The organism is Flavobacterium sp. (assembly GCF_046293665.1).
Taxonomy (GTDB): domain Bacteria; phylum Bacteroidota; class Bacteroidia; order Flavobacteriales; family Flavobacteriaceae; genus Flavobacterium.
This window is the reverse complement of the sequence record NZ_JBKBOL010000001.1, coordinates 98,174-124,521: the sequence shown is the minus strand read 5'-3', so window position 1 is coordinate 124,521 and position 26,348 is coordinate 98,174. Positions and strand designations below refer to the sequence as shown.

The following is a 26,348-nucleotide window of genomic DNA, read 5'->3' as shown; positions in this document are numbered from 1 at the left end:
TAAATACACACAAGATGAGTACAAAGAAACCAACCACAGTTGGATACAGAAGCGCAGTTACCGGTAGATACGTTAAGCCTAGCTATGCAGCAAGTCATCCAAGAACTACTGTTAGTATCACTAAAAAAAAGTAGTTTAAACTTTAGGGAGTTAGTAATAACTCCCTTTTTTAACTAAATTATATTAATATTAAGCAAATATGAAGAATGAATTGATTAAGAGTTTGACAAATGATTTCGAAGATCATTCACAAACGACAGAGAACGGAATAGAGTTTTGGTTTGCAAGAGATATTCAACATCTATTGGGATATTCTGAATGGAGAAATTTCAACAAAGTAATTTTAAAAGCAAAAACTTCTTGTGAAGCTTCTGGAAATCTAATTTCAGACCATTTTGTTGACGTCAACAAAATGGTTCCAATTGGTTCAGGGACCGATAGAGAAATAGATGATATAATGTTAACTAGATATGCATGTTATTTAGTTGCTCAAAATGGAGACCCAAGAAAAGAAGAGATTGCTTTTGCGCAAAATTATTTTGCAATACAAACACGAAAATTTGAGGTAATAGCCAAAAGAATAGATGATTGGGAAAGATTAAATGCAAGGCAAAAGTTGACATCGTCTGAAAAAGAACTTTCAGAACTTATTTATGAAAAAACAGGCAATGATAAGAACTTTGGAATAATTAGAAGCAAAGGAGACCAAGCTCTTTTTGGAGGTAGAAATACGAATCAAATGAAAAAAAAGCTTGGAATTCCTGATAATAGACCTTTGGCTGATTTTTTACCAACTATTATTATAAAAGCTAAAGATTTTGCTACAGAAATAACTGTTTATAATACAAAAGGAAAAGGATTAGCAAGCGAGAGTTCAATTTCAAATGAACATGTGAAAAATAATAAAGGAGTTCGAAAGCTTTTATTAGAAAGAGAAATCGTTCCAGAAAATGTTCCAGCTGAAGAAGATATCAAAAAGCTAGAAAGAAGGGTTAATTCTGAAACAATTAACCTAAGTAAAAATCCAGATAAATTATCTTAAATCTAGTTAGTAAAAAACAGCTGTCAACTTGATAGCTGTTTTCATTTTAACTACTTTTGAAACAAATAGAATTACCATGTCAAAAGAAAAAGGAGTTTACACCGGAATCATAGAAAAAGACGCAGACGGCAATTATTTCTGTGGCGAATATTTATTGGATTATAAATACACCGAAGCGAGTTTCAAAGTTGGAGATGAAATCAATATCAAAACCGTGATTGCCAATCCGAGTGATAAAAGTTTCAATCAATATCCAAAGAAATCCAGAAATTTCTTTTTGGCCAATCAGAAAGAATAGATGGAACATCGAAAGCAGTTTACCGTATCCGAGGAACTTTTAGCTTCTCATGGTCAAAGGTTTCTAAATTTGTTAATCGATACAATTATCCAAGTTGTTTTGCTTTTTATTGCATTGGTTTTCGCTGTAGCTATAGCAGAGTCAAATGGAAATAAGAGCTTTATCACTAATTTGCCTGCCAATACTTTGGCTCAATATACTTTCACAGCTTGTATAGCGTTATTTTACTACAATGTTTTTGAAATATTCTCAGCAAGAACAGTCGGAAAATGGATTACCCAAACAGTTGTAGTTGATCAAAACGGTGAAAAACCCAATAGCGAAATGATTATGGTGCGTTCTTTATGCCGATTGATTCCGTTTAATGCATTATCCATCATTGGTTTTCCGGCAAGAACTTGGCACGACAGCTTGTCCAAAACGTATGTAGTCGATAAAAAAGCATTAGAAGAAGAAAAACGATTGTTTTACAAACCAAAATCAAATCATAACGAAGAATAATATGATTGCAATGGTTAGAACAACTTCTGATAACAAAGATTTTGGCCATTTGGTCATACAACTTGATGCTTATTTGAAAATTCTCGACGGAGAAGATCACGGTTTTTATGCCCAATTTAATAAAAGCAATTTGCTCAAAAATGCATTAGTTTGTTATGAAAATGAAGTGGCAGTTGGCATTGGTGCTTACAAAGAATACGACTCCGAAACCGCTGAAATCAAACGCATGTATACTTTGCCCGAACATCGCGGAAAAGGCATTGCCAAAGCCATTTTAGCCGAACTAGAACTTTGGGCCAAAGAAGAAGGTTACAAATTCGCCATACTCGAAACCGGTTATTTACAAAAAGACGCTATCGGTTTATACCAAAAACTGGGTTACGAAATCACAGAGAATTTCGGACAATACATAGGCGTTGAAAACAGCGTTTGCATGAAGAAAATAATTTAATCAGTATATTTGGTTTTCAAACTTCATAAATCAAAAATCTCTAATCTTCAATCAAAAATCATATGACCTGGGAACAACTTTTATCTCTAAAACGCCAAGGCGACACCGGCAAAAGATTGCGCATCGAACAAGACGATACACGTCTCGGCTTTGAAGTCGATTATGACCGTATTATCTTTTCGTCGGCTTTCCGCAGTTTACAAGACAAAACCCAAGTGATTCCATTGTCGAAAACCGATTTTGTGCACACGCGATTAACGCACAGTTTAGAAGTTTCGGTTGTTGGGCGTTCCATCGGAAGATTGGTTGGTAAAAAAATCATCGAAAAATATCCGTATCTCAAAGAAATCCACGGTTATCACATGAATGATTTCGGAGCGATAGTCGCTGCAGCGGCTTTGGCACATGACATTGGCAATCCTCCATTCGGACATTCGGGTGAAAAAGCTATTGGAGAATATTTTTCGATTGGAAAAGGACAACAATACAAAGATCAACTAACGCCCAAACAATGGCAAGATTTAATCGATTTTGAAGGCAATGCCAACGGTTTTTCAGTGCTAACGAGTTCGCGTCCCGGAATTGAAGGCAGTTTGCGTTTGTCTTATGCCACACTCGGCGCTTTTACCAAATATCCGAAGGAAAGTTTACCTAAAAAACCCACCAAAAATATAGCCGATAAAAAATACGGTTTCTTCCAATCCGACGTGGCTTTTTTCCAAGAAGTGGCCGAAGAATTGGGCATGATTTCCAACAAAATAGGAGACGATGTTGGTTACGAAAGACATCCGTTAGCGTTTTTAGTCGAAGCCGCCGATGATATTTGCTACACGATAATCGATTTTGAAGACGGAATCAATCTCGGCTTAGTTTCCGAAGATTACGCTTTAGAATATTTGATCAAATTAGTCAAAGACACCATTGATGCCGCGAAATACCAAACCTTAACCACTAAAGAAGACAGAATAAGTTACTTGCGAGCGTTAGCCATTGGCAACTTAATCAATGATGCGGTTCGGGTATTTGTCGAAAATGAAGAAGCCATTTTGCAAGGGAAATTCCATTTCGCTTTAACCGACAAAAGCAAGTACAAAGCCCAAATGGATGATATTATTAAACTCAGCGTAAAGAACATTTACCAAAGTCGGGAAGTGATTGAAAAAGAGCTTTCGGGTTACCAAATCATCAACAATTTGTTGGACAAATTCATCACGGCTTACAACAATACTTATGACGGAAAAGCCACCAATTACGATAAGTTGTTAATGAAAATTCTTCCGGAGAAGCACCATTTGGAAAAAGAAAGTTTGTACGACAGGTTGTTGCACATTTGCCATTTCATCTCGATGCTAACCGATGGAAAAGCGGTGCAGTTGAATAAAATAGTGACGGCTTAAGTTTCTTTGAGTCTTTGTTTTTCTTTGTTCCTTTTGTGGTTAATAAGTTTTGAACCACAAAGAATCAATAGGTTTCAAAGCCACAAAAGAAGATGAATAGCTTTGAAATCTAATCTTCTTCCTCTTCTTCCAATAAAGTAGCAAAAAGCGATTTTAAACCATCGACATCAATGTTGCAGAATTGTTGCAGCTCGTCAACCGTGCCATGTTCTATAAAATAATCGGGCACGCCGCATAGGAAAATCTCATTGACATAATCGTTTTTGGCAGCAAATTCCAAGATAGAGCTACCAAAACCACCAGTAGTTACACCATCTTCCACGGTAATAATCGTGGAGAATTTATCACAAATTTTATGTAATTTCTTTTCGTCTAAAGGTTTGATAAACCCAAAATGATAATGCGCAAAATGACCGTCATCTTCTATTTCAGCTAAGGCAACTGCGACATTGTACGCAATCGTTCCGGTAGAAAGAATCGCTACTTTTTTGCCTTTTTTCAACTTTTGCGCTTTCCTGATTTCAATTTTTTGAAAATCCGTCGGCAGTTTCCAATCCGCATTTTTCCCACGACCACGAGGATAACGAATCGCAATCGGATGTTTCAATCCTAAAGAAGCGGTGTATAAAATATTTTGTAAATCGATTTCATCTTTAGGTGCGTAAATCATCATATTCGGAATACAACGTAAGTAAGCAATATCAAATACCCCGTGATGCGTCGCACCATCTTCACCTACTAATCCGGCTCGGTCCAAACAAAAAATCACTGGCAGGTTTTGCAAAGCGACGTCGTGTATCACTTGGTCATAAGCGCGTTGCAAAAAAGTCGAATAAATGTTGCAAAAAACCACCATGCCTTGGGTCGCCATTCCGGCCGAAAGCGTTACGGCGTGTTGCTCAGCAATCCCAACGTCAAAAGCGCGTTTCGGGAAAGCTTCCATCATGAATTTCATCGAACTGCCGCTCGGCATTGCCGGAGTAATTCCGATAATTTTTGGGTTGGCTTTGGCCAATTCTACTAAAGTCAATCCAAACACATCCTGAAATTTCGGCGGTAAATGTTCTTCCGATTTTTTTAATATTTCTCCCGTAGCCGCATCAAATTTTCCCGGCGCATGGTATTTTACTTGGTCTTCTTCGGCTTTTTGCAAACCTTTGCCTTTGGTGGTTATGATGTGCAGGAATTTCGGACCTTTAACTTTTTTAAGCCTTTCTAATTCTTTAATCAAAGTAGGCAAATCATGACCGTCAATCGGACCGGAATAATCAATATTAAGCGATTTAATCATGTTGTTTTGCTTCGGGTTTTTACCTTCTTTGACTGCAGTCAAATAGTTCTTTAAAGCGCCAACGCTTGGGTCAATTCCAATAGCATTATCGTTTAAAATTACTAATAAATCCACATCGGTAACACCTGCATGATTCAAACCTTCAAACGCCATTCCGCTCGCAATCGAAGCATCGCCTACAACCGCAATATGGTGTTTGTTGTCGCCTTTGAGTTGGGAAGCAATCGCCATACCCAAAGACGCAGAAATGGCCGTGGAAGAATGGCCTACGCCAAAAGTATCATAAACACTTTCGCTCCGTTTAGGAAAACCCGAAAGGCCACCCAATTGTCTATTGGTATCAAATTTTTGTCGCCTTTCGGTTAAAATTTTATGTCCGTAAGCTTGATGGCCAACATCCCAAACCAACAAATCTTCGGGCGTGTTGAACACATAATGCAAAGCTATCGTTAATTCTACTACGCCTAAACTCGCGCCGAGATGACCTTCTTTTACAGCAACAATATCAATGATAAACTCGCGCAACTCTTTGGCCACTTCGGGCAATTGAGCCACGTCTAATTTTCGCAAATCTGCGGGATTGTTTATCTGTTCAAGCAATTTTTTCGACATGCCACAAATGTACGAATTGAAATTGTATTTTTGTTTTATGGAAAACCCTTTCACCGACGAGTATTTTATGAAGAAAGCTTTGCAAGAAGCAGAACTGGCTTTTGAAAAAGGCGAAATTCCGGTAGGAGCCGTAATTGTAATCGATAATAAAGTCATTGCTCGAACGCACAATCTCACCGAAATGCTCCATGATGTAACTGCGCATGCGGAGATGCAAGCAATAACATCGGCGGCGAATTTTATCGGCGGCAAATACTTAAAAGGCTGTACTTTATATGTCACTTTGGAACCGTGTCAAATGTGCGCCGGTGCGTTGTATTGGAGTCAAATCTCCAAAGTGGTTTTTGGTGCTTCGGATGAGCAAAGAGGTTTTCAAAATTTGGGCACTCAACTCCATCCTAAAACCCAAGTAATTAAAGGGATTTTGGCCCAAGAAGCTTCCGATTTAATGGTGCGTTTCTTTGCTTCCAAACGCAAATAAAAGGTTAAGAAAAATATTCCTAAAAAATATTCCTCCACGTAAATAATAATTTAATATTTTTAACGTTATAATGCTAATTGGGAAAAATTTTCCAAGGCATAAGTTCTAACAAATAATCTCTTATTAAACGATGAAAACCAGCAAGATTCTCGGTTTGCTTGTTGCAATTTTATTATTGCAATCCTGTTCTAAAAAATCGGCTTCCGATTTTGATTCAGATCCATTACTCTACAAAGATTACATTACAGGATTTTCATCGGGATTTGTCTCGGTCAATTCGGATTTTAGGGTCCAATTGGCATTCAACAAAAGCGATTGGAAACCCAATCAGGAATTAGACGAAGATTTATTCGATATTTCACCCAGAGTGAAAGGAAAGGTGGTCGCCTTATCGCCAAATACTATTGCGTTTATTCCCAAAGACAAATTGGAACAAAATACTTTGTACCAAATCACTTTACATCTATCGGACATCACTAACAAAGTGCCGAAAGAACTCAAGGATTTCAACTTTTCGGTAAAAACCATCAAACAGGATTTTATAGTCAATACTCAGGATTTGCAATCCTACAGTAAAGATTGGTATTATTTACATGGGAACTTAAAAACGGCCGACAATCTTAGTTTTGAAGAAGCTCAAAAGATAATCGAAGCTACTCAAAACGACAAAAAACTCAAAATCAAATTCGACAAAGCTGTTAGTACGGCTACCGATTTCAAATTCATAATCGACAGTATTCAACGTTTTGACGATGACACGGAAATCCTTATCAATTGGGATGGAGATGATGTGGATATCGACCAAAAAGGCGTCGCCAAATTCCCGGTTCCGGGTAAAAATCAATTTAAGGTTTTAAAGATTGAAGTCGGCGATGCGAATAACCAATCGGTACTGATTAATTTTTCCGATCCATTAAAAAAAGACCAAGATTTCAAAGGATTAGTAGCGATTGAAAACACCAGTAATTTGAAGTTTGCTACCATGGGTAACGTACTGAAAGTATTTTACAATAAAGAACCCGATTCTAAAATTGACAAAGGTTCAAGATCAGTGGCGGTCGCTGTCGAAGAAGTGTATGATTCAACAGCAGTTGATACAGTTGCTGCTGCTTTTGAGGAAATTGTTGAGGCAGTTCAATCTTCAGAAACCGGTTTTTCAGGAACTAAATTGATTGAAGTTTTTCAAGGAATTGAAAATATCGATGGGTTTAAAATGAAAAATAATTATTCTGAAAGGTTACAGTTTGACCAAATCAAACCAGGTGTAAAGTTGTTAAAAAGTGGGACTATTTTACCAAGTTCTAATAATCTAAAAATCAATTTTGAAGCCGCGAATTTGAATGCAGTAGATGTAAAGGTTTTCAAAATCTATAAAAATAATATACTACAGTTTTTGCAAAATAATGAACTCAACGGCACTCGAAATCTGAGACAAGTGGGTCAATCTATCGCGAAATCTAAAATCGAATTAAAACAAAATAATCTCATCGATTACACCAAATGGAATACCTATGCTTTAGACCTTTCCAAAATCATCAAACCGGAACCCGGAGCGATTTACCGTGTGGAATTCTCGTATAAAAAGGACTATTCAATGTACAAATGTACTTCGCAAACTACTTCAGAGGACGAAGAAGACGAAGGCTATTATGAGGAAAGCAATAACGATGAAGAAGTTGATGAAAATGATGTGAATTACAGCAATAGTGGATATGACTATTACTATGAACAAGATTACGAATGGCGCGAAAGCCAAGATCCATGCTCGGATTATTACTTCTACAACACGAGATTAGGGACTAATATTTTAGCCAGTGATTTAGGCGTAATTGCCAAACGCGGTACCGATAAATCTATAGTGATTGCGGTAAGTGATATCATTTCTACCGAAGCCGTTCGTGGAGCTAAAGTTGATTTATACAATTACCAACAACAAAAAATAGCTTCTTCAACCACGGATAGTGATGGAATAGCTTCTTTTCAATTAGAGAAATACGCTTACTTCGCTATAGTTAACGATGGTGACCAAAGTACTTATGTAAAGTTGGATGATGAATTGTCTTTGTCTGTAAGTAACTTCGATGTTTCAGGCGAAAGATTACAAAAAGGTTTGAAGGGCTATATCTATGGTGAGCGCGGCGTTTGGCGCCCGGGCGATACCGTATATTTGTCTTTTATTTTAAATGATAATGCGAATAAACTGCCGGCATCACATCCGATTAAACTAAAAATGAATGATCCGAACGGCAAAACCGTTTACGAAGCAGTGCAAAAATTGAATGACCTTAATCATTACAAATTTATCATTCCAACCGAAGCCGAAGACATTACCGGAAATTGGGAAGCCGTAATCAGTATTGGTGGTGCTCGTTTTTACAAAAGCATCAAAATTGAAACCATCAAACCGAATCGTTTAAAAATCAAAAACAGTTTCAACGAGCCCATTCTTTCAGCAAGCAAAGACAACGTAAATAACATCCAAGTGTTATGGCTTCACGGCGCTGTCGCTAAAGATTTAAAAACGGAAGTGCAAGCTAAGTTCTCGCAACAGGTAACTACTTTCAAAGGTTTTGACAAATACGTTTTTGATGATCCAATGAAAAGTTTCTACACCGAAGAGATTAATATTTTCTCCGGAAAAGTCAATGCGCAAGGTCGCGCTTCTATTCCTATTAAACCAAGTATTCAAGGTCAAGCACCCGGAATGTTGCGTGCTGCTTTCATAACTAAAGTGTATGAAAACGGCGGTGATGTGAGCACCGATGTAGCTTCAACTTCTTATTCACCATACCAAACTTATGTCGGAGTAAAATCACCGGAGCCGAATAAATACGGCATGATTGAAACCGGCAGAAGCAATCGTTTCGATATCGTAACCGTAAATGAAAACGGTCGTCCGCGTTCGGTTAAAAATTTACAAGTGAGCGTTTACCGTTTACAATCGCGTTGGTGGTGGGATGCTTCCAATGACAATTTGTCGAACTATAATACTTCTAATTCAACAATTGGGTACAAAAATTTCTATACCAATACTGATGCGTCCGGAAAAGGAAGCATATCCTTTGTCGTTCCCGATGAGGATTGGGGCAATTATTTAATCCGTGTAACTGACCCGAATGATGGTCACGCTACCGGAGTAAAAGTCTATATCGATATGCCTTGGTGGTCCGCCAAAAGCAGAAGCACCGATGGAGAATCGGCTACGATGTTGAAATTCTCTACTGATAAAACGAATTATGCCGTTGGCGACAAAGCCAAAATCTTCTTCCCGTCGAGTGAAGGCGGAAGAGCGATGATTTCCATTGAAAACGGAACTAAAGTTTTGAAAACCATTTGGACCAAAACCAAAAAAGGGGAAACTACAGTCGAGTTGCCAATCACCGGTGACATGGCGCCAAATGTCTATATCAATATTTCCTTATTGCAACCACACGCTTCCACCAAAAACGATTCGCCTATCAGAATGTACGGCATCGTTCCGATAGAAGTAGTTGATAAAAATACGGTCTTGGAACCTGTTCTTTCCATGCCTGATGTCTTGCGTCCGGAGCAAACAATTGACGTCAAAGTTTCTGAAAAGAAAGGCAAAAGAATGACTTATACCATCGCGGTTGTCGATGAAGGTTTATTAGATTTAACCCGTTTCAAAACCCCAAATGCTTGGACAAGTTTCTACACTCGTGAAGCTTTAGGCGTAAGAACTTGGGATATTTATGACCAAATCATTGGTGCCTATGGCGGAAAAGTCAACCAAGTTTTCAGCATCGGTGGTGATGCTGATGCCGGCGGTAGTAAAGCCAAAAAAGCGAATCGTTTCAAACCGGTCGTCATGTATCTTGGACCATTTGAATTGAATGGCGGTTCCAAAACGCACCAAATTAAATTGCCGAAATATATTGGTTCGGTTCGGACGATGGTCGTTGCTGCCGATGCCAAAACCAGTGCTTACGGTATGGCCGAAAAAGCTACGCAAGTCAAAAGTCCACTGATGATTTTGGCTTCGTTACCAAGAAAAATTTCGCCTTCAGAGAAAGTGACTATTCCGGTAACACTTTTTGCAACTGAGAAACACATCAAAAATGTCACACTGCAAATCAAAACCAATAATAGTGTCAGAGTCGTTGGAAACGCCAGTCAAATAGTTGCTTTTACTGAACCTGATGAGAAAATGGCTTACTTCAATTTAGAAGTTGGTGCCACAACAGGCATTGGAAAAATAGACATTATTGCGACTTCAGGCAAAGAAAAATCGACTTACACAGTTGAAATAGATGTGACCAATCCTAATCCGGTGACAAATGACTTTACTGATGTTGTGATTCCGCCGAACAGTTCTAAAACAATTTCATGGAAAACCTTTGGCGTAAGCGGAAGCAATAAAGCTAAAATGGAAGTTTCTTCTGTGCCAACCGTCGATTTCGGAAGAAGATTGAATTATTTGATCCAATATCCTCACGGTTGTGTGGAGCAAACGACCTCGTCGGTATTTCCACAATTGTATTTGACAGAGATTATGGATTTGGATGCGACTTACAAACAAAAAATCCAGAAAAATGTCTCCGCCGGAATTCAACGATTGGGCAATTTCCAACAAGCCAACGGTGGTTTATCTTATTGGCCTGGCAATTCTGATACTGATGATTGGGGAACAACTTATGCCGGACATTTCTTGATTGAAGCCGAGAAAAAAGGCTATTTGTTACCGATTAATTTCAAAGCCAAATGGATTAGTTACCAACAAAAACAAGCCAAGCAATGGCGTTACGAAAAACAGTACGGCAATGATTTTGCGCAGGCGTATCGTTTGTACACTTTAGCCTTAGCCGGTTCAGCCGACTTGGCTTCGATGAACCGATTACGTGAAACGGTTGGTATTTCTAACGAAAGCAAATTACGTTTGGCCGCGAGTTATGCCTTGGTAAAGCAAAATGCCGCTGGAATGTCTTTATTGAGTAAATCGTTCATTGATGAGCAAGCCACAGACAACAATTATTACTATTATTACTATGGTTCAGCCGATAGAAACAGAGCAATGGCCTTGGAAACCTTGGTTTTGTTAGACCAAAAACCCAAAGCATTTGCCATGGCGACGAAATTGGCCAAAAGCCTTTCGAGTCAACAATGGATGAGCACACAAACTACCGCTTATGGTTTGTATGCTATGGCAAAATTTGCCAAGTCTAATGGCCAGAAAGGCGTTTCCATTTCGTACACCAATACCGGAAAATCGGAAGTCATTACAACTGACAAAACGATTGCCCAACGAGATTTGAGTGTGAAAATGGGCGACAATTCGGTTTCAATTAAGAACAATAAAAAGAATACCTTGTTTGTTCGTGTTTTGAATAGCGGTATTCTTCCGGTCGGAAGCGAGAAAGTGGTTCAGAATAATGTAGCAGCCAATGTGGTTTTCAAAGACCGAAAAGGCAAAGCGATAAACGTTTCGAAAATCGCACAAGGAACCGAATTCTATGCCGAAGTGACTTTGACGAATCGCAAAAACGAAAGAGTAGAAAATATCGCTTTGTCACAAATTCTGCCTTCCGGATTTGAGATTGTGAATACGCGCTATACTGATTTTGGTGATGCAACCAGCAATGTAGCCGATTATATCGACATTCGTGACGACCGTGCGAATTACTATTTCAGTTTAAAAGCCGCCGAAACCCGTCAGTTTAAAATCTTGTTGAATGCCTCGTATTTGGGTAAATATTACTTGCCGGGCTTGCAATGCGAAGCGATGTACGACAACGAGTTTTTGGCGCGTACCAAAGGTCAATGGGTAGAAGTGGTAAAATAAAAGGTTAACCGCAAAGACGCCAAGCAAGCGCCAAGTTCGCAATGGAATGTTTTTTCTTTGCGAGCTTTGCGTAACACTTTGCGAACTTTGCGGTTAATTTTCTTTTGTAGTAAACAAAATGAAAGCAAAACTAAAAGCGTTATGGCAACGCCTACTGAATTGGATCAAACGCAACCCAAAGAAATCAGCTGTGTTTTTTATACTGCTGTTAGTCTATTACTTTTCGTTGCCACGGGTTTTATTCCAAGAACCTTACGCCACCGTAATTGAAAGCAGCGATGGCGAACTGTTAGCGGCCAAGATAGCCCGCGACGGACAATGGCGTTTTCCGGCTCAAGATAGCGTCCCTGAGAAGTTTAAAAAATGCATTGTTTATTTCGAAGACGAACATTTTTACTATCATCCGGGATTCAATCCGGTGGCGATGGTCAAAGCTTTTCAGCAGAATAGAAGCGCCGGAAAAGTCGTTCGTGGCGGAAGTACCTTAACCCAACAAGTCATTCGTTTATCACGAAAAAATAAAAAACGAACGTACTTCGAAAAAGGAATCGAAATGATTTTGGCAACGCGTTTAGAATTTCGTCATTCCAAAGAAAAAATCATAGAATTGTATGCAGCGCATGCGCCTTATGGTGGCAACGTTGTCGGTTTGGAAATGGCTTCTTGGCGGTATTTCGGCGTGCAATCATATCAATTGTCTTGGGCGGAAAGCGCAACTTTAGCAGTTTTACCGAATGCGCCAAGTTTGATTTATCCCGGGAAAAACCAAGTGAAGTTATTGCGCAAGCGTAATAATTTGTTACTCAAACTCTACAACGAAAAAATCATCGACAAGCTGACCTATGAATTGGCTATCAAAGAACCGCTGCCTCAAAAACCGTATAATCTACCTCAAATTGCGCCGCATTTGTTGCAAAGAATTGCGAAAACCGACGAAGGCAAACGCATCAAAACGACAGTGGATATTTCGTTGCAAAATCGAGTGAACCAAATCGCGCAGCAGTATTACAATCAGTACAAACAAAACGAAGTACACAACATGGCGATTATGGTCATCGACATTCAAAACCGCAATGTGATTAGTTATGTGGGCAATTCGCCAACGGACAAAGACCACGACAAAGATGTCGATATTATTGGTGCGCCGCGAAGTACCGGTAGTATTTTAAAACCGCTGTTATTTGCTTCGATGCTAGATGAAGGTGAATTGTTGCCAAACATGTTGGTTGCCGATATCCCGACGCAGATTTCAGGTTATACACCACAGAATTTTAATCTTACGTTTGACGGAGCGGTTCCGGCGCGGCGGGCTTTGTCGCGCTCGCTGAATATTCCTTCGGTGTTGATGTTACAAGAACACGGCGTACATAATTTTTATGAATTGACGCAGAAATTAAAACTCAAAAACATCAACCAACATCCCGATCATTATGGTTTGTCGTTAATTTTGGGTGGTGCCGAAAGCAATTTATGGGATTTGTGTCGCGCTTACGCGAATATGTCGGCTACGATTAATTATTTCAATACTTCGAGTGGGAAATACCGAACTAAAGAATTCACGGAGTTGAATTATATCAATGGTTTTGAACAAGAATATGGAGACGACAGTTTTCAAAAAAACATTTTCGGAGCCGGTTCGATTTATCTGACTTATAATGCGATGAAAGAAGTCAACCGACCGGAAGGCGATGAAGCCTGGAAGTTTTATGATTCTTCGTTGGAACTCGCTTGGAAAACCGGAACCAGTTTCGGGAACCGCGATGCTTGGGCTATTGGAACGAATTCTCGGTATGTCGTTGGCGTTTGGGTGGGCAATGCCAATGGCGAAGGCAGACCGGAATTAACCGGTGTTGGAAGTGCCGCACCAATATTATTTGATGTCTTTAATTTGTTGCCGAGAAAAAAATGGTTCCAACCGCCGTTGAATGATTTGGAATATGCTGAGGTTTGCAGTTTAAGCGGTCATTTAGCCCAAGACGATTGCCCGAAAACCAAACAATTAATCACACGAAGAGGCAAAAAAACCACAGTTTGTCCTTATCATAAATTGGTGCATTTGGATGCTTTGGAACAATTCAGAGTGAACAGCAGTTGTGAGGATGTGGATAAAATGGTGTCCAAAAAATGGTTTGTGTTGCCACCGGTGATGGAATGGTATTACAAGAGTTTACACATTGATTACAAACCGCTACCACCATTTAGAGCCGATTGTCAGCAAGACCAAAAAGCCGCGATGGATTTTATTTACCCAAAAACCAACAGTAAGATTTATTTGGCCAAAGATTTCAATAGTAATGTCCAACCAGTGATTTTAAAAGTCGCGCATTCCAATCGGGAAGCGAAGTTGTATTGGTATGTCGACAATGAATACAAAGGCACGACCCAAACTTTCCACGAAATGCAGATTGAAGCCGAAACCGGAATTCATTATATTACGGTGGCGGATGAATTTGGGAATGAGATTAAGAGAAGAGTGGAGATTATTAAGGATTAAAAAGTCCCGAATCCTCGGGGCTTTTTTATTGTTTAATAAACTTAGAACTTGCCGTTCCTTCATCACTTATAATCTTAATAAAGTAACTTCCCGTTTTTAATCCTGAGACATCAATAGTTTCTGTTGGATTTGTATCTACTTGTACCAATTGACCTAGGGTATTGTAAATGCTAATTGATTTTAGATTTATGCTTTGAGGAAGTGTAATATTCAATTTTGTATTTGCTGGATTTGGATAAACGGAAACTGTAAAACCGGGTACATTATTAGGAGAATTTAATAAACTGGAGCAGTCAGAGATATTGCAATCTGAGGAGAATGTTATAGTGTTAGTTGTAGCTGTAGTAAAATACATTTGAGCTTCTGCCATTTTAGCAACGTCAGTACAAACGTATTGAAGCGACGGTAAATTCCAAACCCAAAAAGGAGGAAACGGAGGCTCTATCCATATGGTTTCTGAAATTACATTGTTTTTTAAAATGATACTCGTTAAATTTGGGTTGTCAATACAAAAGAGAACAGCTACTGCCGTGCCACAAAGATTTAATTCAGTCATAAGATTGTTGGAACATCTTAAATCACTTAGATTTGAAAAGTATTGAATTCCTTCAAAGGAACTTATGTTAGAAGAGTCTAAAAAAAGCGTTCGTACGCCCAATACCTCACTCTGCTGGATTTCACCATCATCGTTAGTGTCAATTTTGATTGCGAGAGCTGATAAATCTAAAGCAATAACATTAACTGTACTTGCCTGAACTAACTTTGCTTTAAAATTAGCATCGGGTATATTTAGCGTTTGAGCAGAAGCTACAAGTCGTACAAAGGCAAAAACGATGAGAAAGTAAAATTTGTTCATAATGAATGATTTACGAAATCAAATATACGAACTTTAACGCAAAACCCTAGCCCGGATAGAAGCGGTATCCTTTTTCGTGTTTCGATATGTGGTTGTCATCGCAATCGAACTAACGAAAAAGATATAGCGTATAGCCGGAAATAGCTCCCTTATAAAAACACTTCGACTCCCGATAGCTATCGGTGCAGTGTGACATCTTTAAACGATAAATTTAGGCACAAAAAAACCGCCAGTCTCACGAAAGGCGGTTTCTTCTTTTATTCTTTGATCACATTTCCGTCTTTGTCGAAGAAATGATACTCTAGGTACGTGTAAGCGTCACGAGGTATGATTTTCACCCATTTTTTGTGCTCAAAAAACCATTTTGAGCGCAATGATGGAAAACCTTTTTTAAGGTATGCTGCCACGAAAGGGTGAACGTTAAGTTTCACATTTTTGTGGTCTTTGATAATCTTTTCGAGGGAGAAGTTAATCTTGTCGATGATTTGAATTGGTGCATCTACATCACCGCTCAAATTGTTCGGATTTTCTTCTCGGGTCTCAATATTGACTTCAGGTCTTACGCGTTGGCGAGTGATTTGGACTAATCCAAATTTACTCGGCGGTAAGATTTTGTGTTTGGCCTTGTCGTCGCTCATTTCTTCTCTAAGGAAGTTGAACAAGACTTGGCGATTGTCTGGATTTTGCATATCGATAAAATCAACTACAATAATACCACCCATGTCGCGTAGACGCAATTGTCGTGCGATTTCGGCAGCGGCAATCATATTGACTTCGAGAGCGGTATCTTCTTGGTTGGTGGCTTTGTTAGAACGGTTGCCGCTGTTCACGTCGATAACGTGTAAAGCTTCGGTGTGTTCTATAATCAAATAAGCTCCTTTACTCATGGATACCGTGCGCCCAAAAGAAGTTTTGATTTGTCGCTCAATATGGTATTTCTCAAACAATGGCACGTCTTTCGACTGGTAAAGCCTTACTATTTTTTGTTTCTCGGGCGCTATTTCGGCTAAATAGTCCTTTGTTTCTTGGTACAACTCTTCATCATCTGTTTGAATACTCGTGAAAGTATCATTGAATACATCTCGTAATATCGAAGAAGCTTTGTTAAGCTCTCCTAATATTTTGGACGGATGATGAGCAGTTGGTAATTTTTTACACATTGCAGTCCATCTATTCATTAAGTTCTGCAAATCTTTTTCTAATTCGGCTATGCTTTTGCCTTCTGCTACTGTTCTCACAATAACACCAAAACCTTTTTGTTTGATAGATTGTACTAGTTTTTTTAAACGGTCTTTTTCTTCTTTGGATTCTATTTTTTGCGAAATAGAAACACGGTCAGAAAACGGAACCAATACTACAAATCGACCTGCGAATGACAGCTCAGTGCTGATTCTTGGTCCTTTAGTAGAAATAGGCTCTTTGACTACTTGAACTAATACCGATTGATTGGCGCTCAGAATGTCTGATATGGCACCATCTTTATCAATCTCTTTCTCAAACTGAAAGTTTTTTAGGGAGAAATCTTTTAGTTTACCTGCGCTTACAAGTTTTATGAATTTCAAATAAGAAGCCAAGTTTGGCCCTAAATCATGGTAATGTAAAAAGGCATCTTTTTCAAAGCCTACATTTACAAAAGCAGCATTTAGACCGGCCACAGGTTTTCTGATTTTGGCGATAAAAATATCACCTACCTGAAAGTTGCTCGTGTCTTCCTGTTTGTGTAATTCAATTAGTTTTCCATCTTTTAATAAGGCAAAATCTACAGCATTGTCACCACTACGGATGATTAACTCTTTATTCATGTTGTAAATTTTTATCCGATTCAAATAGTTTCAGGTTTCAGGTTTCAGGATTCAAGTTGTTGTTCTCAGATGAGTTAACTTGAAACTTTAAACTTGAAACTTTCAAACCCTTTGAAGGGATGGATTAAACATTTTAACAGGTATTGTTTATTACCCGGTGAAATTTAGTTGGCAGTCACAGTTTTCAGTTGGCAAGGATGACTGTGTACTGAGACTGTAAACTGCTTACTGAATCTCGATTTCAATGAACTTTTTTTAAAAAAAGAAAAGTAGTTTAGAACTACTTTTTCTTTTTGTGTCGGTTAGCTCTCGCTCTTTTTTTACGTTTGTGCGTCGCTACCTTATGTCTTTTTCTTTTTTTACCACTTGGCATAAGTTCGTCTTTTAGTGATTAATAAATAAGTTTTATACTGCTACTTCAGTATTGGTTTTTACTGATTCTACAAATACTTTAGCAGGTTTAAATGCCGGAATGTTGTGAGCAGGAATTTTGATAGTAGTATTTTTAGAAATGTTTCTTCCTGTTTTTTCAGCTCTTGTTTTGATAATGAAGCTACCAAAACCTCTTAAATAAACATTGTCACCAGTTTCTAATGAAGTTTTCACTTCTTCCATAAATGCCTCAACTGTTGCTTGAACATCTCCTTTTTCAAGACCTAATTTTTCTGAAATCTTCGCTACGATATCTGCTTTCGTCATTTTGTTTCGTATTTTAATATTATGTGTAATTTTTTGAGGTTGCAAATATATGAATTAAAAAAACAATATTTCAAGCATAATCTATTAAAATTTAATAACATAAACTTTTATTTTTGTAAACGATAATTTAACTATGAATTTCTCTAAATCTCTAGTCCAATGGTATTTACAAAACAAACGTGATTTGCCATGGCGAAATACAGTTAATCCTTATTTTATTTGGCTGTCTGAAATTATGCTGCAACAAACTCGAGTTGCACAAGGATTGCCTTATTTTTTGCGTTTTACCGAAGCGTTTCCAACTGTTTTTGATTTGGCGAAAGCCTCAGAAGAAGACGTGCTGAAACTGTGGCAAGGTTTGGGGTATTATTCTCGAGCGAGAAATTTGCACAAAACCGCACAACAAGTAGCCTTTGAGTTCAATGGAGAATTTCCGAAAAGTTATACCGAATTATTAAAATTAAAAGGCATAGGCGAATATACCGCAGCGGCTATTGCTTCGTTTTCCTATAATGAAAACGTTCCGGTAGTTGATGGTAATGTCTATAGGGTTTTGTCGCGTTACTTCGACGTGGAAACAGATATTGCTTCTTCGGGCGCCAAAAAAGAATTTACCAATTTAGCGGCTGTATTATTACCCAAAGGACAAGCCAATTTGTTCAACCAAGCCATCATGGAGTTTGGAGCATTGCAATGCACACCTAAAAATCCGGATTGCGGGAATTGTATTTTTAATGACAGTTGTGCGGGGTTGCAAAAGAAGAAAGTAGCGATGCTTCCGGTGAAATCAAAAAAGATAAAAGTAAAGGTGCGTCATTTTAATTATTTGGTTTTTTCGGATGAAATCGAAAATACTTTGTTACAAAAACGAACACAAAAAGGCATTTGGCACAACTTATATGAGTTTCCTTTATTAGAAACCGATACCGAAATGACCGAAACAGCACTATTTGATTTGATGCAAAACCAACCATTTGTGACCAATGAAGTACTCAATATATATTGGTACAATTCGGAAACTACGGTTCATAAATTAACCCACCAACATCTGAATATCAATTTCTGGAAAATAGAAGTGAAAGGAAAACTTGAAAACGGAATTAACTGGGAATCAGCGAAAAAAATGCCATTTCCAATTGTGATTTTTAATTTTATTGAAAAAGAAAGGTTTTAATTTTCAAAAAAAATTGTAAATTTGAGGAAAACAAATAGCTAAAAGATGAATGGTACCTTAAATAAAGTCATGCTAATTGGTCATTTAGGTGATGAAGTAAAGATGCACTATTTTGAAGGGGGCAATTGCATCGGACGTTTTCCTTTGGCTACCAATGAAGTTTACATCAACAAGCAAACCAACGAAAAAATCACTTCTACGGAATGGCACAATTTAGTAGTAAGAAATAAAGCGGCGGAAATATGCGAAAAATATTTGTCCAAAGGCGATAAAATCTACATCGAAGGAAGAATCAAATCGCGCCAATGGCAAGCCGAAGACGGCACCACCAAATACACTACAGAAATCCAAGTGACAGAATTCACTTTTTTAACCACCAAAAAAGAAGTGGAAGGCGTAAAAGCACCGCAAAATTTAGAGCCAAAAAGCAGTAATTTTGAAGCGTCTAATCCGGCAAATCCGGAAAATGACTTGCCATTTTAATATTGTTTAACCAACCCAGAAGCCTTTGGACCCGGAGCCCAGTTTTACTTTTTTAGATAATCTAGATACCAATTTACTTTTTGGGATTATTGCTATCGGACTATTGCTGTTTTGTTCGGCGATGATTTCTGCCGCTGAAGTGGCCTTATTTTCGCTTTCGCAAAATGATATAACCAAACTTGGGAATGACAACCCGCACAAGGCCAATTTAATTTCTAAACTTTTACAAAAGCCCAAAAAATTATTGGCTACACTTTTACTGGCCAACAACTTTGTCAATATTGGTGTAGTGATTATATTTTCTTTTGTAGGCAATTCGATTTTTGCCGATATAGAATCAACATTAATCAAATTTGTGGTTGAGGTGATTCTAATTACTTTTTTAATCTTGCTTTTCGGAGAAGTATTGCCCAAAGTATATGCGAGTCGGAATAATGTGAAATTCTCGAAATTTATTGTAGGCTCCTTATTCGTTTTGGACCAATTACTTTCCCCAATTAGTTTGCCTATGAGAGCCGTTTCTGTTTTTTTACATGATAAATTGGGCCGACAAAAGTCTAACATTTCAGTAGACCAATTATCTCAAGCTTTGGAAATGACTTCTACAGACGATACAACTTTTGATGAACAAAAGATTTTGGAAGGCATAGTGTCTTTCGGAAATACCGATACCAAGCAAGTGATGAGTCCGAGAATTGATATATTTGCACTCGAAATAGATGAAACATTTGCAGAAATCTATACAAAAATTGTAGACAAAGGCTATTCCAGAATTCCGGTTTACAGAGAAAGTATTGACCATATTGAAGGCATACTCTTTGTGAAAGATTTGATTCCGCACATTCACAAAAAAGAGTTTGATTGGAACTCATTAATGCGCGAACCGTTTTTTGTGCCCGAAAATAAAAAGCTGGATGATTTATTAAAAGATTTTCAGCGTATGAAAAGTCACTTAGCGATTGTAGTTGATGAATATGGCGGGACATCAGGTTTGGTTTCTTTAGAAGATGTAATCGAGGAAATTGTAGGTGACATTTCAGATGAGTTTGATGATGAGAATATCAATTTCTCCCAAATTGACGAAAAAAACTATTTGTTCGAAGGCAAGATCAATCTCAAAGATTTTTATCGAATTGTAGAAGTGGATGAAGAAGCTTTTGAAGACAGAAAAGGTGAAGCAGAAACACTAGCTGGATTCATATTAGAAATATTGGGCAATTTTCCCAAAAAGGGACAAAAGATTCATTTTGCCGCAGTCTATTTTACCGTTGAAGTAGTAGATAAAAAAAGAATCAAACAACTAAAAGTAACTCTTGAATAATAGATGATGACAAACAAGATAATAGGATTTTTAACTGTGGTTTTGCTTTTGAGTTTTACGGCTTGTAAAGATGATGTTTTGCCTAAACCTGCCAGTCAATTGCGTTTGGATTATCCTGTGGCGCAATATGCCGCGTTTAGTAATCATTGTCCGATTGCTTTTGATATCAATGAAGATGCCATTATCAAAGAAGATAAAAATTGTGGGTTTTCCATCAATTATCCTAAAATGAAAGCTACTATTTATTTGACTTATAAAACGGTAAACGGTGACATCAATAAATTATTGAGAGATGCACAAAAGCTGACATACGAACACGTAATTAAAGCCGATGATATTTTAGAACAACCGTATATCAATCCTGATAAGAAAGTTTATGGGATGTTTTATCAAGTAAGGGGAAATGCAGCAACTAATGCTCAATTTTATGCAACCGATAGCCTTAAACATTTTGTGACCGGTTCAGTTTATTTTTACGCGAAGCCGAATTTTGACTCGATTATGCCAGCGGCAGATTATATCAAAAACGACATGCAAAAGTTGATGGAAACCATTCAATGGACCCGTGACCAATAGGCCAAACAGAGCGGCTCGAGCGAAGCGAACTAAATAAAAAAGGAACTCATTAGAGTTCCTTTTTTGATGCTTAAACGCTTTTTATTTTGCAGCAACTACTTTGTATGTCGTACCGTCTCCGGTAGCTTCTACGGTTGCAAATAATTTTTCAGGAGTTAAAATGGCACCATCATATTCAACAGTAGCTTCTTTTTTGTCAAAATCAACGGTTGCTTTTTGAACGCCGTTCATCTCTGCTAATTCTTTTTCGATAGTTTTGGCACAACCCATTGAACAAGTCATACCGTCTATTTTAAAACTGGCTGTTTCCGGTTTGGCAACAACTGCTGGTGCTTTTTGTTCTGTTGTGGTAGCTTCTGAGGTGTCAACTTTTGTAGGTTGGCTTCCGGTTTCTTTACAACTGAAAAGCAGTGTTGAAAGAACGCCGAAGGTTAATAATGATTTGGTGAAATTCATGGTATTTAATTTAATTGCTTGTTTGTGAGGACAAAAATAAATAAAATTTAAAGTTATTATTCTTAAAATAATTACAAAATTTGAAGTCTGATAATTGCCTATGAAGACACAACAGTTTAAATGGATTATTTTAATTGTACTTGCCTTAATTTGGGGAAGTTCATTTATCCTTATCAAAAAGGGTTTGGTGAGTTTGAATCCTTTTCAATTGGGTTCACTCCGAATTATCTTTTGTGCTTTGTTTCTTTTGATGGTTGGTTTTAAAAGCATAACGACCATTCCGTTACACAAATGGAAATATATTGCATTGACTTCCCTTTTTGGAACCTTCATACCGGCTTATCTTTTTGCTATTGCTCAAACGGAGATTAACAGCTCGGTGAGTTCTATATTGAATTCATTAACGCCTTTAAATACACTCATTCTTGGTGCGATCGTTTTTGGGTTGGATTTCAAACGAACGCAAATCTTTGGCGTAATCGTTGGGCTTATCGGAACCATGCTGTTGATTTTCAACGGAGCGATTCATAACCCGAATCAGAATTACTGGTATACAATTTTGGTCTTGATTGCTTCTGTATGTTATGCGATGAACGTGAATTTTATCAAAAAGTATTTATCCGATTTAAAACCATTGACGATTACGGTTGGAAATTTTTTAGTGATGTTGTTTCCCGCCTTAATCGTTTTGTCTTTTACCGATTTCTTTACGGTGGTTCAAGTAAAAGAAGTGCAACACGCGATGATTTTCGTAGCGATTCTGGGCATTATCGGTACCGGAATTGCCAATGTGCTTTTTTACAAGCTAATCCAAATCTCCTCACCGGTTTTTGCAACTTCGGTAACTTATTTAATTCCGGTAGTAGCTTTCTTTTGGGGATTGTTAGACAATGAAATGTTGACGCCGGTTCAGTTTGTTGGTGCTTTTATTATTTTGATAGGGGTTTATCTTTCGAGTAAGAAATAGTATTCAGTGTTCAGTTGTTAGTGTTCAAGAACAAAAAAAGACCACTATCTCTAGCGGTCTTTCTTTAATCTATATAATTTTCAACTATTGAAAATCGGCATCAGTAACACCTTCGTTGATTTTAACTTCAGATATTTTGATGTCCAATTCAATACCAACATTCATAATGGTATTAAAAGGAACTTTAACGCCTTTTACTTCTCTGTAATCTCCATAAGAAGTAACTTGAGTCATTTTTTGTCCTCCTTGGTCAGCGGTTGTAGCTTCGGCAGTTTTTAATCCGGTTTTAACATCAAAATAATACGTTGTATCACCATCAACCACAGTGTAAGCATCGCTACCGTTCATTGGTTCAATTCCGGTTACGGTAACACCGGCTTTTGTGGCTAGTAAAGTTTCACCGAATAAAACAGCGCTTTCTTTCATTTTAGCTAATTCTTCACCTTCAAATACTTTTTTCTGACCTTGCTGCATGGCATAACCACTGTTTCCATTGATTACTTGTTTCATTAATGAACCCATTCCGGCCATTGACAATTCAACCATCATTCTTCCTTTTGAATCAATTTTAGAATTGTAAGACAAAGGCATCGGTGCTTGAGGAATACTAGTTGAACCAACAGTCGCCATTGATTTTACTGATTTCACTGCTTTGTCACCACCAATTGCTTTTACATAAGCATCAACAACTGATTTTACAGTTACCCCGGCAGGTACCGGTTTTTTCATGGCTGGTTTTTCGGTTGGATTACCAAATTTGTCAAAGTAGAAAATTGGAATTTTTCTGCTTTCCAATCCTGAAAGTACTTCAGAAGCTTTTCCAACTACTAAGATTCGTAAGTTATCTGCCAAGAAATATTTGTTAGCTACTCTCATGATGTCATCCGGAGTAACGGCATTGATATTTTTGATATAGTTTTCGTAGAAATCAGCCGGTAAGCCTTCGGTTTCGATGTTTAAAGCATAACGAGCTACAGTAGCCGGTTTTTCAACTTGCATTACAAAACGACCAACATATCCTGCTTTAACGCTATTTAAAATTTCATCACTAACTTTTTCAGTTCTGATTTTCTTCAATTCGTTTAAAGCTTCAACTACAGCGCTATCCGTTACAGCATTTCTAACTTGAGTATTGGCTCTGAATTGGCTGTAGATGTTTTTGTCAAAACCTACACTTGAGCGCGCACCGTAAGTCCAGCCGTGAGCTTCTCTTAAGTTCATGTTTAAATAGCTGTTGAAATCTCCACCAAAAACTTGGTTGGCTAAGATAACAGGGAAGAAATCAGGATCGGCCATTTTTAATTTAACGGTATTGAAAATCGTGATTTCAGATTGTACCGCATTTGGCATGTCCACAAAGTTAATTTGGGAATATTGAACATTGGTTGGATTGGAATAAGTCAAATTTGGAGCCGTAGCTTTTACCCAAGAACCAAACAATTTCTCAACACTTTTCTTTACGTCTTTTGTTTTAACATCACCAACTACTACTAAATATGCGTTCTGTGGAACAAAATAAGTTCTATAGTTGTTTTTAACATCGGCCAAAGAAACATTGTTGATTGTTTCTTCAGATAAATATTCTCCGGCAGGATGGTTTTTGCCATAAGCCAAAACTTTTTCGACTCTTCCGGCTACTGCGGTAACACTTTTCTCTTGGGTTTTTAAACCTTCAATTAATTTGTCTCTTTCTTTTTCGAATTCTTCTTGCGTGAAGTTAGGCATCAAAGCACCTTCAGCCATCAATTCTAAAATTCTTTGGGAATGTTTTGATAAGCCACTGGCAGATGCGCCTGAAGAATAAAAATTAATGCTGGCTCCCAGGAAGTCGATTTCTTCATTAAAAGCGTCTTTTGGAGTTTTAGTTGAACCGTTACCAATTAAACTACTGGTTAACTCGTCAACACCTTTTTTGTCGCCTTCAGCATAAGGCGTGTTGTCGATGGTTAAACTAAAAGAAACTCTCGGTAATTTATGATTTTCAACCACCAAAACTTTCAGACCGTTTGGCAAAGTAAAAGTAGTTGGTTTTTTGATATTCAAGACCGGTGCCGGTCCTGGTTTCGGTTGTGTTCTGTCTTGTGCTTGCATAATTAGGGTTAAAAACAAGCTTGATAATACTATAATTGTTTTTTTCATGATACTTTGAGTCTTAGTTTTGAGCTTTGTCTTTGGCTGGAACATAATCCAAAATCAATCGCTGATTAGGATTTAAATATTTTTTGGCAGCATCTCTAATTTCTTCACGAGTGATAGAGCGGTATATTTCGATTTCTGTGTTAATCAAATTAACATCTCCGTACAACATGTAATAAGTGGCTAAATTTTCGGCAACACCTTCAATGCTGGCATTGTTGTCAACGTAATTGCTTTCGTTGATATTTTGTAGTTTTTGGAAATCTTTTTCAGAAATTAGGTCTGTTTGTAATTTTACAATTTCTTCATCAATTTCTCTTACTAAGTCAGCCGAAGTAAAATCTCCTTGTGGCATTCCGTAAAGAATATATTGTCCGTAATCTTCTTGTGCGTAATTGAAAGCGGCAACTACTAAAGCCATTTTCTTATCATCAACAATTTTTTTGTACAATTTAGAACTTTTTCCATTACTCAAATAAGTAGAAATCATATCTAAAACTCTAGCATCACGGGTTTTCATAGACGGAATTCTGTAAGCAGCTACCATCATTGGTTTTTGAATATTCGGATCTTCGTAAGTTGCTCTGATGGTTTCTGTAATCGGTGCTTCAGTAAAAGTTTGCTTTTTAACTTCAACACCTCTTGGAATTGGGCCAAAATATTTTTCAATCCATGCTTTAGTTTGAGCAATGTTAATTTGACCGGCTACGACCAAAACAGCATTGTTTGGCGTGTAGAATTTTTTGTTAAATGCCTGAAATTCTTCTAAAGTTGCCGCATCCAAGTGTTCCATAGAGCCAATAGGCGCCCAACGATAAGGGTGATTTTTAAACATGTTTTTCTTAACCTCGGCAATTAAATTCCCATAAGGTTGGTTGTCAACGCGTAATCTCTTTTCTTCTTTTACTACTTCGTTTTGCGTGTCAACACCAATTTGGTTGATTACCGGATGCATCAATCTTTCTGATTCCATCCACAATCCTAATTCGGTATTGTTTGAAGGGAAAACTTCAAAGTAATACGTTCTGTCTTCAGAAGTGTTGGCGTTGTTTGTTCCTCCGTTAGAAGTTACTATTTTAAACCATTCACCTCTTTTGATATTTTCGGTTCCTTCAAATAACAAATGTTCAAAAAAGTGAGCAAATCCTGTTCTTTCAGGGTTTTCATCTTTAGAACCTACATGGTACATTACAGACGTAATTACCACCGGTGCCGATGGGTCATTGTGTAAAATTACGTGTAGCCCATTAGGCAAATCGTACTCTTCAAAAGCTACCTTTTGAGCATGCGCTGTTCCTCCAAGCATAAGCAATGAACTTAAAGCAATTAATGATTTTTTCATAAAAAATTGAAATTTTTTCGTTGATTGTTCAGTTAGTTAACTAACCTTTAGTTTTGTTACACCAAAAATACTTTTTTTTATCCAAAAACACTAGAATTAATAAAATTTATGGTTTCCTAATCTAAAAGGCTGAACAATAGGAACAAACTTTTTTCGGGTTAGTGTTGCG

20 protein-coding genes are annotated in these 26,348 nt (G+C 37.6%); 13 read left to right on the top strand and 7 right to left on the bottom strand.

All coding sequences use genetic code 11. From position 1 onward, the window contains the following. The first annotated feature begins 199 nt into the window (after nt 1-199). The 5 genes from dinD to ACK4R1_RS00475 all read left to right on the top strand — a co-directional run bounded on the left by dinD (nt 200) and on the right by ACK4R1_RS00475 (nt 3,689). Nucleotides 200-1,042, top strand: a complete 843-nt coding sequence (dinD, locus tag ACK4R1_RS00495) for a DNA damage-inducible protein D (protein ID WP_409682135.1) — start codon at nt 200-202, stop codon at nt 1,040-1,042. Between the two features lie 76 nt (nt 1,043-1,118). After that, nucleotides 1,119-1,340 carry a hypothetical protein gene (locus ACK4R1_RS00490; RefSeq protein ID WP_409682133.1) on the top strand — a complete coding sequence of 74 codons (222 nt, stop codon included), beginning with the start codon at nt 1,119-1,121 and terminating at the stop codon, nt 1,338-1,340. Next, on the top strand, nt 1,341-1,841 hold the full coding sequence (locus ACK4R1_RS00485; RefSeq protein ID WP_409682130.1) for an RDD family protein: 501 nt from the start codon (nt 1,341-1,343) through the stop codon (nt 1,839-1,841). Between the two features lies 1 nt (nt 1,842). After that, complete coding sequence (locus ACK4R1_RS00480) at nt 1,843-2,292, top strand: GNAT family N-acetyltransferase (RefSeq protein WP_409682127.1); 450 nt, start codon at nt 1,843-1,845, stop codon at nt 2,290-2,292. 62 nt (nt 2,293-2,354) lie between these two features. Beyond that, nucleotides 2,355-3,689, top strand: coding sequence for a deoxyguanosinetriphosphate triphosphohydrolase (locus ACK4R1_RS00475; protein ID WP_409682124.1), 1,335 nt, complete (start codon nt 2,355-2,357; stop codon nt 3,687-3,689). Between the two features lie 109 nt (nt 3,690-3,798). Here ACK4R1_RS00475 and ACK4R1_RS00470 read toward each other — a convergent pair whose 3' ends face one another. Further along, nucleotides 3,799-5,592, bottom strand: coding sequence for a 1-deoxy-D-xylulose-5-phosphate synthase (locus ACK4R1_RS00470; protein WP_409682121.1), 1,794 nt, complete (start codon nt 5,590-5,592; stop codon nt 3,799-3,801). Between the two features lie 37 nt (nt 5,593-5,629). On the opposite strand from ACK4R1_RS00470, the gene ACK4R1_RS00465 reads away from it, so the two are divergent. The 3 genes from ACK4R1_RS00465 (at nt 5,630) to pbpC (ending at nt 14,367) form a co-directional block, all read left to right on the top strand. Continuing rightward, a complete protein-coding gene (locus ACK4R1_RS00465) occupies nt 5,630-6,073 on the top strand; it encodes a nucleoside deaminase (protein WP_409682118.1) in 444 nt (147 codons plus the stop codon). 130 nt (nt 6,074-6,203) lie between these two features. Further along, nucleotides 6,204-11,873 carry an alpha-2-macroglobulin family protein gene (locus ACK4R1_RS00460; protein WP_409682115.1) on the top strand — a complete coding sequence of 1,890 codons (5,670 nt, stop codon included), beginning with the start codon at nt 6,204-6,206 and terminating at the stop codon, nt 11,871-11,873. Nucleotides 11,874-11,991: 118 nt separating this feature from the next. Continuing rightward, nucleotides 11,992-14,367, top strand: a complete 2,376-nt coding sequence (pbpC, locus tag ACK4R1_RS00455; protein ID WP_409682112.1) for a penicillin-binding protein 1C — start codon at nt 11,992-11,994, stop codon at nt 14,365-14,367. Between the two features lie 25 nt (nt 14,368-14,392). On the opposite strand, the gene ACK4R1_RS00450 is transcribed toward pbpC, so the two are convergent. The 3 genes from ACK4R1_RS00450 to ACK4R1_RS00440 form a co-directional block, all read right to left on the bottom strand. After that, nucleotides 14,393-15,223 carry a T9SS type A sorting domain-containing protein gene (locus tag ACK4R1_RS00450; protein ID WP_409682109.1) on the bottom strand — a complete coding sequence of 277 codons (831 nt, stop codon included), beginning with the start codon at nt 15,221-15,223 and terminating at the stop codon, nt 14,393-14,395. Between the two features lie 257 nt (nt 15,224-15,480). Continuing rightward, nucleotides 15,481-17,025 (bottom strand): Rne/Rng family ribonuclease, encoded by a 1,545-nt coding sequence (locus tag ACK4R1_RS00445; RefSeq protein WP_409682107.1) that lies wholly within the window; start codon nt 17,023-17,025, stop codon nt 15,481-15,483. A gap of 405 nt (nt 17,026-17,430) precedes the next feature. Beyond that, the gene (locus ACK4R1_RS00440; protein ID WP_284653805.1) at nt 17,431-17,754 is read right to left on the bottom strand and encodes an HU family DNA-binding protein; all 324 of its coding nucleotides are present in this window, start codon (nt 17,752-17,754) and stop codon (nt 17,431-17,433) included. Between the two features lie 103 nt (nt 17,755-17,857). On the opposite strand from ACK4R1_RS00440, the gene mutY reads away from it, so the two are divergent. The 4 genes from mutY to gldD are packed head-to-tail and all read left to right on the top strand — an operon-like array spanning nt 17,858 to nt 21,278. Beyond that, nucleotides 17,858-18,898: an A/G-specific adenine glycosylase gene (mutY, locus tag ACK4R1_RS00435; protein WP_409682104.1), complete on the top strand. Its 1,041-nt coding sequence runs from the start codon at nt 17,858-17,860 to the stop codon at nt 18,896-18,898. 45 nt (nt 18,899-18,943) lie between these two features. Further along, nucleotides 18,944-19,381: a single-stranded DNA-binding protein gene (locus ACK4R1_RS00430; RefSeq protein WP_409682101.1), complete on the top strand. Its 438-nt coding sequence runs from the start codon at nt 18,944-18,946 to the stop codon at nt 19,379-19,381. Nucleotides 19,382-19,406: 25 nt separating this feature from the next. Continuing rightward, the gene (gene gldE, locus ACK4R1_RS00425) at nt 19,407-20,702 is read left to right on the top strand and encodes a gliding motility-associated protein GldE (RefSeq protein WP_409682099.1); all 1,296 of its coding nucleotides are present in this window, start codon (nt 19,407-19,409) and stop codon (nt 20,700-20,702) included. Nucleotides 20,703-20,708: 6 nt separating this feature from the next. Continuing rightward, nucleotides 20,709-21,278 carry a gliding motility lipoprotein GldD gene (gene gldD / locus ACK4R1_RS00420; RefSeq protein ID WP_409682096.1) on the top strand — a complete coding sequence of 190 codons (570 nt, stop codon included), beginning with the start codon at nt 20,709-20,711 and terminating at the stop codon, nt 21,276-21,278. Between the two features lie 81 nt (nt 21,279-21,359). Here the strand turns inward: gldD and ACK4R1_RS00415 are convergent, their stop codons facing one another. Continuing rightward, nucleotides 21,360-21,734, bottom strand: a complete 375-nt coding sequence (locus ACK4R1_RS00415; RefSeq protein ID WP_409682093.1) for a heavy-metal-associated domain-containing protein — start codon at nt 21,732-21,734, stop codon at nt 21,360-21,362. Nucleotides 21,735-21,834: 100 nt separating this feature from the next. On the opposite strand from ACK4R1_RS00415, the gene ACK4R1_RS00410 reads away from it, so the two are divergent. Then, nucleotides 21,835-22,701: a DMT family transporter gene (locus ACK4R1_RS00410; RefSeq protein WP_409682091.1), complete on the top strand. Its 867-nt coding sequence runs from the start codon at nt 21,835-21,837 to the stop codon at nt 22,699-22,701. A gap of 84 nt (nt 22,702-22,785) precedes the next feature. On the opposite strand, the gene ACK4R1_RS00405 is transcribed toward ACK4R1_RS00410, so the two are convergent. Together ACK4R1_RS00405 and ACK4R1_RS00400 are read right to left on the bottom strand one after the other, a co-directional pair. Next, a complete protein-coding gene (locus ACK4R1_RS00405; protein WP_409682088.1) occupies nt 22,786-24,840 on the bottom strand; it encodes a M16 family metallopeptidase in 2,055 nt (684 codons plus the stop codon). Nucleotides 24,841-24,853: 13 nt separating this feature from the next. Beyond that, on the bottom strand, nt 24,854-26,179 hold the full coding sequence (locus ACK4R1_RS00400; protein WP_409682086.1) for a M16 family metallopeptidase: 1,326 nt from the start codon (nt 26,177-26,179) through the stop codon (nt 24,854-24,856). Nucleotides 26,180-26,348 lie beyond the last annotated feature (169 nt).

Bases quoted from the DNA above. Each gene is read 5' to 3' on its own strand.
- ACK4R1_RS00450 (WP_409682109.1), bottom strand. From the start codon at position 15,223: ATGAACAAATTTTACTTTCTCATCGTTTTTGCCTTTGTACGACTTGTA.
- gldD (WP_409682096.1), top strand. From the start codon at position 20,709: ATGACAAACAAGATAATAGGATTTTTAACTGTGGTTTTGCTTTTGAGT.
- ACK4R1_RS00465 (WP_409682118.1), top strand. From the start codon at position 5,630: ATGGAAAACCCTTTCACCGACGAGTATTTTATGAAGAAAGCTTTGCAA.
- ACK4R1_RS00400 (WP_409682086.1), bottom strand. From the start codon at position 26,179: ATGAAAAAATCATTAATTGCTTTAAGTTCATTGCTTATGCTTGGAGGA.
- ACK4R1_RS00410 (WP_409682091.1), top strand. From the start codon at position 21,835: ATGAAGACACAACAGTTTAAATGGATTATTTTAATTGTACTTGCCTTA.
- ACK4R1_RS00490 (WP_409682133.1), top strand. From the start codon at position 1,119: ATGTCAAAAGAAAAAGGAGTTTACACCGGAATCATAGAAAAAGACGCA.
- dinD (WP_409682135.1), top strand. From the start codon at position 200: ATGAAGAATGAATTGATTAAGAGTTTGACAAATGATTTCGAAGATCAT.
- ACK4R1_RS00470 (WP_409682121.1), bottom strand. From the start codon at position 5,592: ATGTCGAAAAAATTGCTTGAACAGATAAACAATCCCGCAGATTTGCGA.
- ACK4R1_RS00445 (WP_409682107.1), bottom strand. From the start codon at position 17,025: ATGAATAAAGAGTTAATCATCCGTAGTGGTGACAATGCTGTAGATTTT.
- ACK4R1_RS00430 (WP_409682101.1), top strand. From the start codon at position 18,944: ATGAATGGTACCTTAAATAAAGTCATGCTAATTGGTCATTTAGGTGAT.
- ACK4R1_RS00405 (WP_409682088.1), bottom strand. From the start codon at position 24,840: ATGAAAAAAACAATTATAGTATTATCAAGCTTGTTTTTAACCCTAATT.
- ACK4R1_RS00460 (WP_409682115.1), top strand. From the start codon at position 6,204: ATGAAAACCAGCAAGATTCTCGGTTTGCTTGTTGCAATTTTATTATTG.
- ACK4R1_RS00485 (WP_409682130.1), top strand. From the start codon at position 1,341: ATGGAACATCGAAAGCAGTTTACCGTATCCGAGGAACTTTTAGCTTCT.
- mutY (WP_409682104.1), top strand. From the start codon at position 17,858: ATGAATTTCTCTAAATCTCTAGTCCAATGGTATTTACAAAACAAACGT.
- ACK4R1_RS00475 (WP_409682124.1), top strand. From the start codon at position 2,355: ATGACCTGGGAACAACTTTTATCTCTAAAACGCCAAGGCGACACCGGC.
- pbpC (WP_409682112.1), top strand. From the start codon at position 11,992: ATGAAAGCAAAACTAAAAGCGTTATGGCAACGCCTACTGAATTGGATC.
- ACK4R1_RS00415 (WP_409682093.1), bottom strand. From the start codon at position 21,734: ATGAATTTCACCAAATCATTATTAACCTTCGGCGTTCTTTCAACACTG.
- ACK4R1_RS00480 (WP_409682127.1), top strand. From the start codon at position 1,843: ATGATTGCAATGGTTAGAACAACTTCTGATAACAAAGATTTTGGCCAT.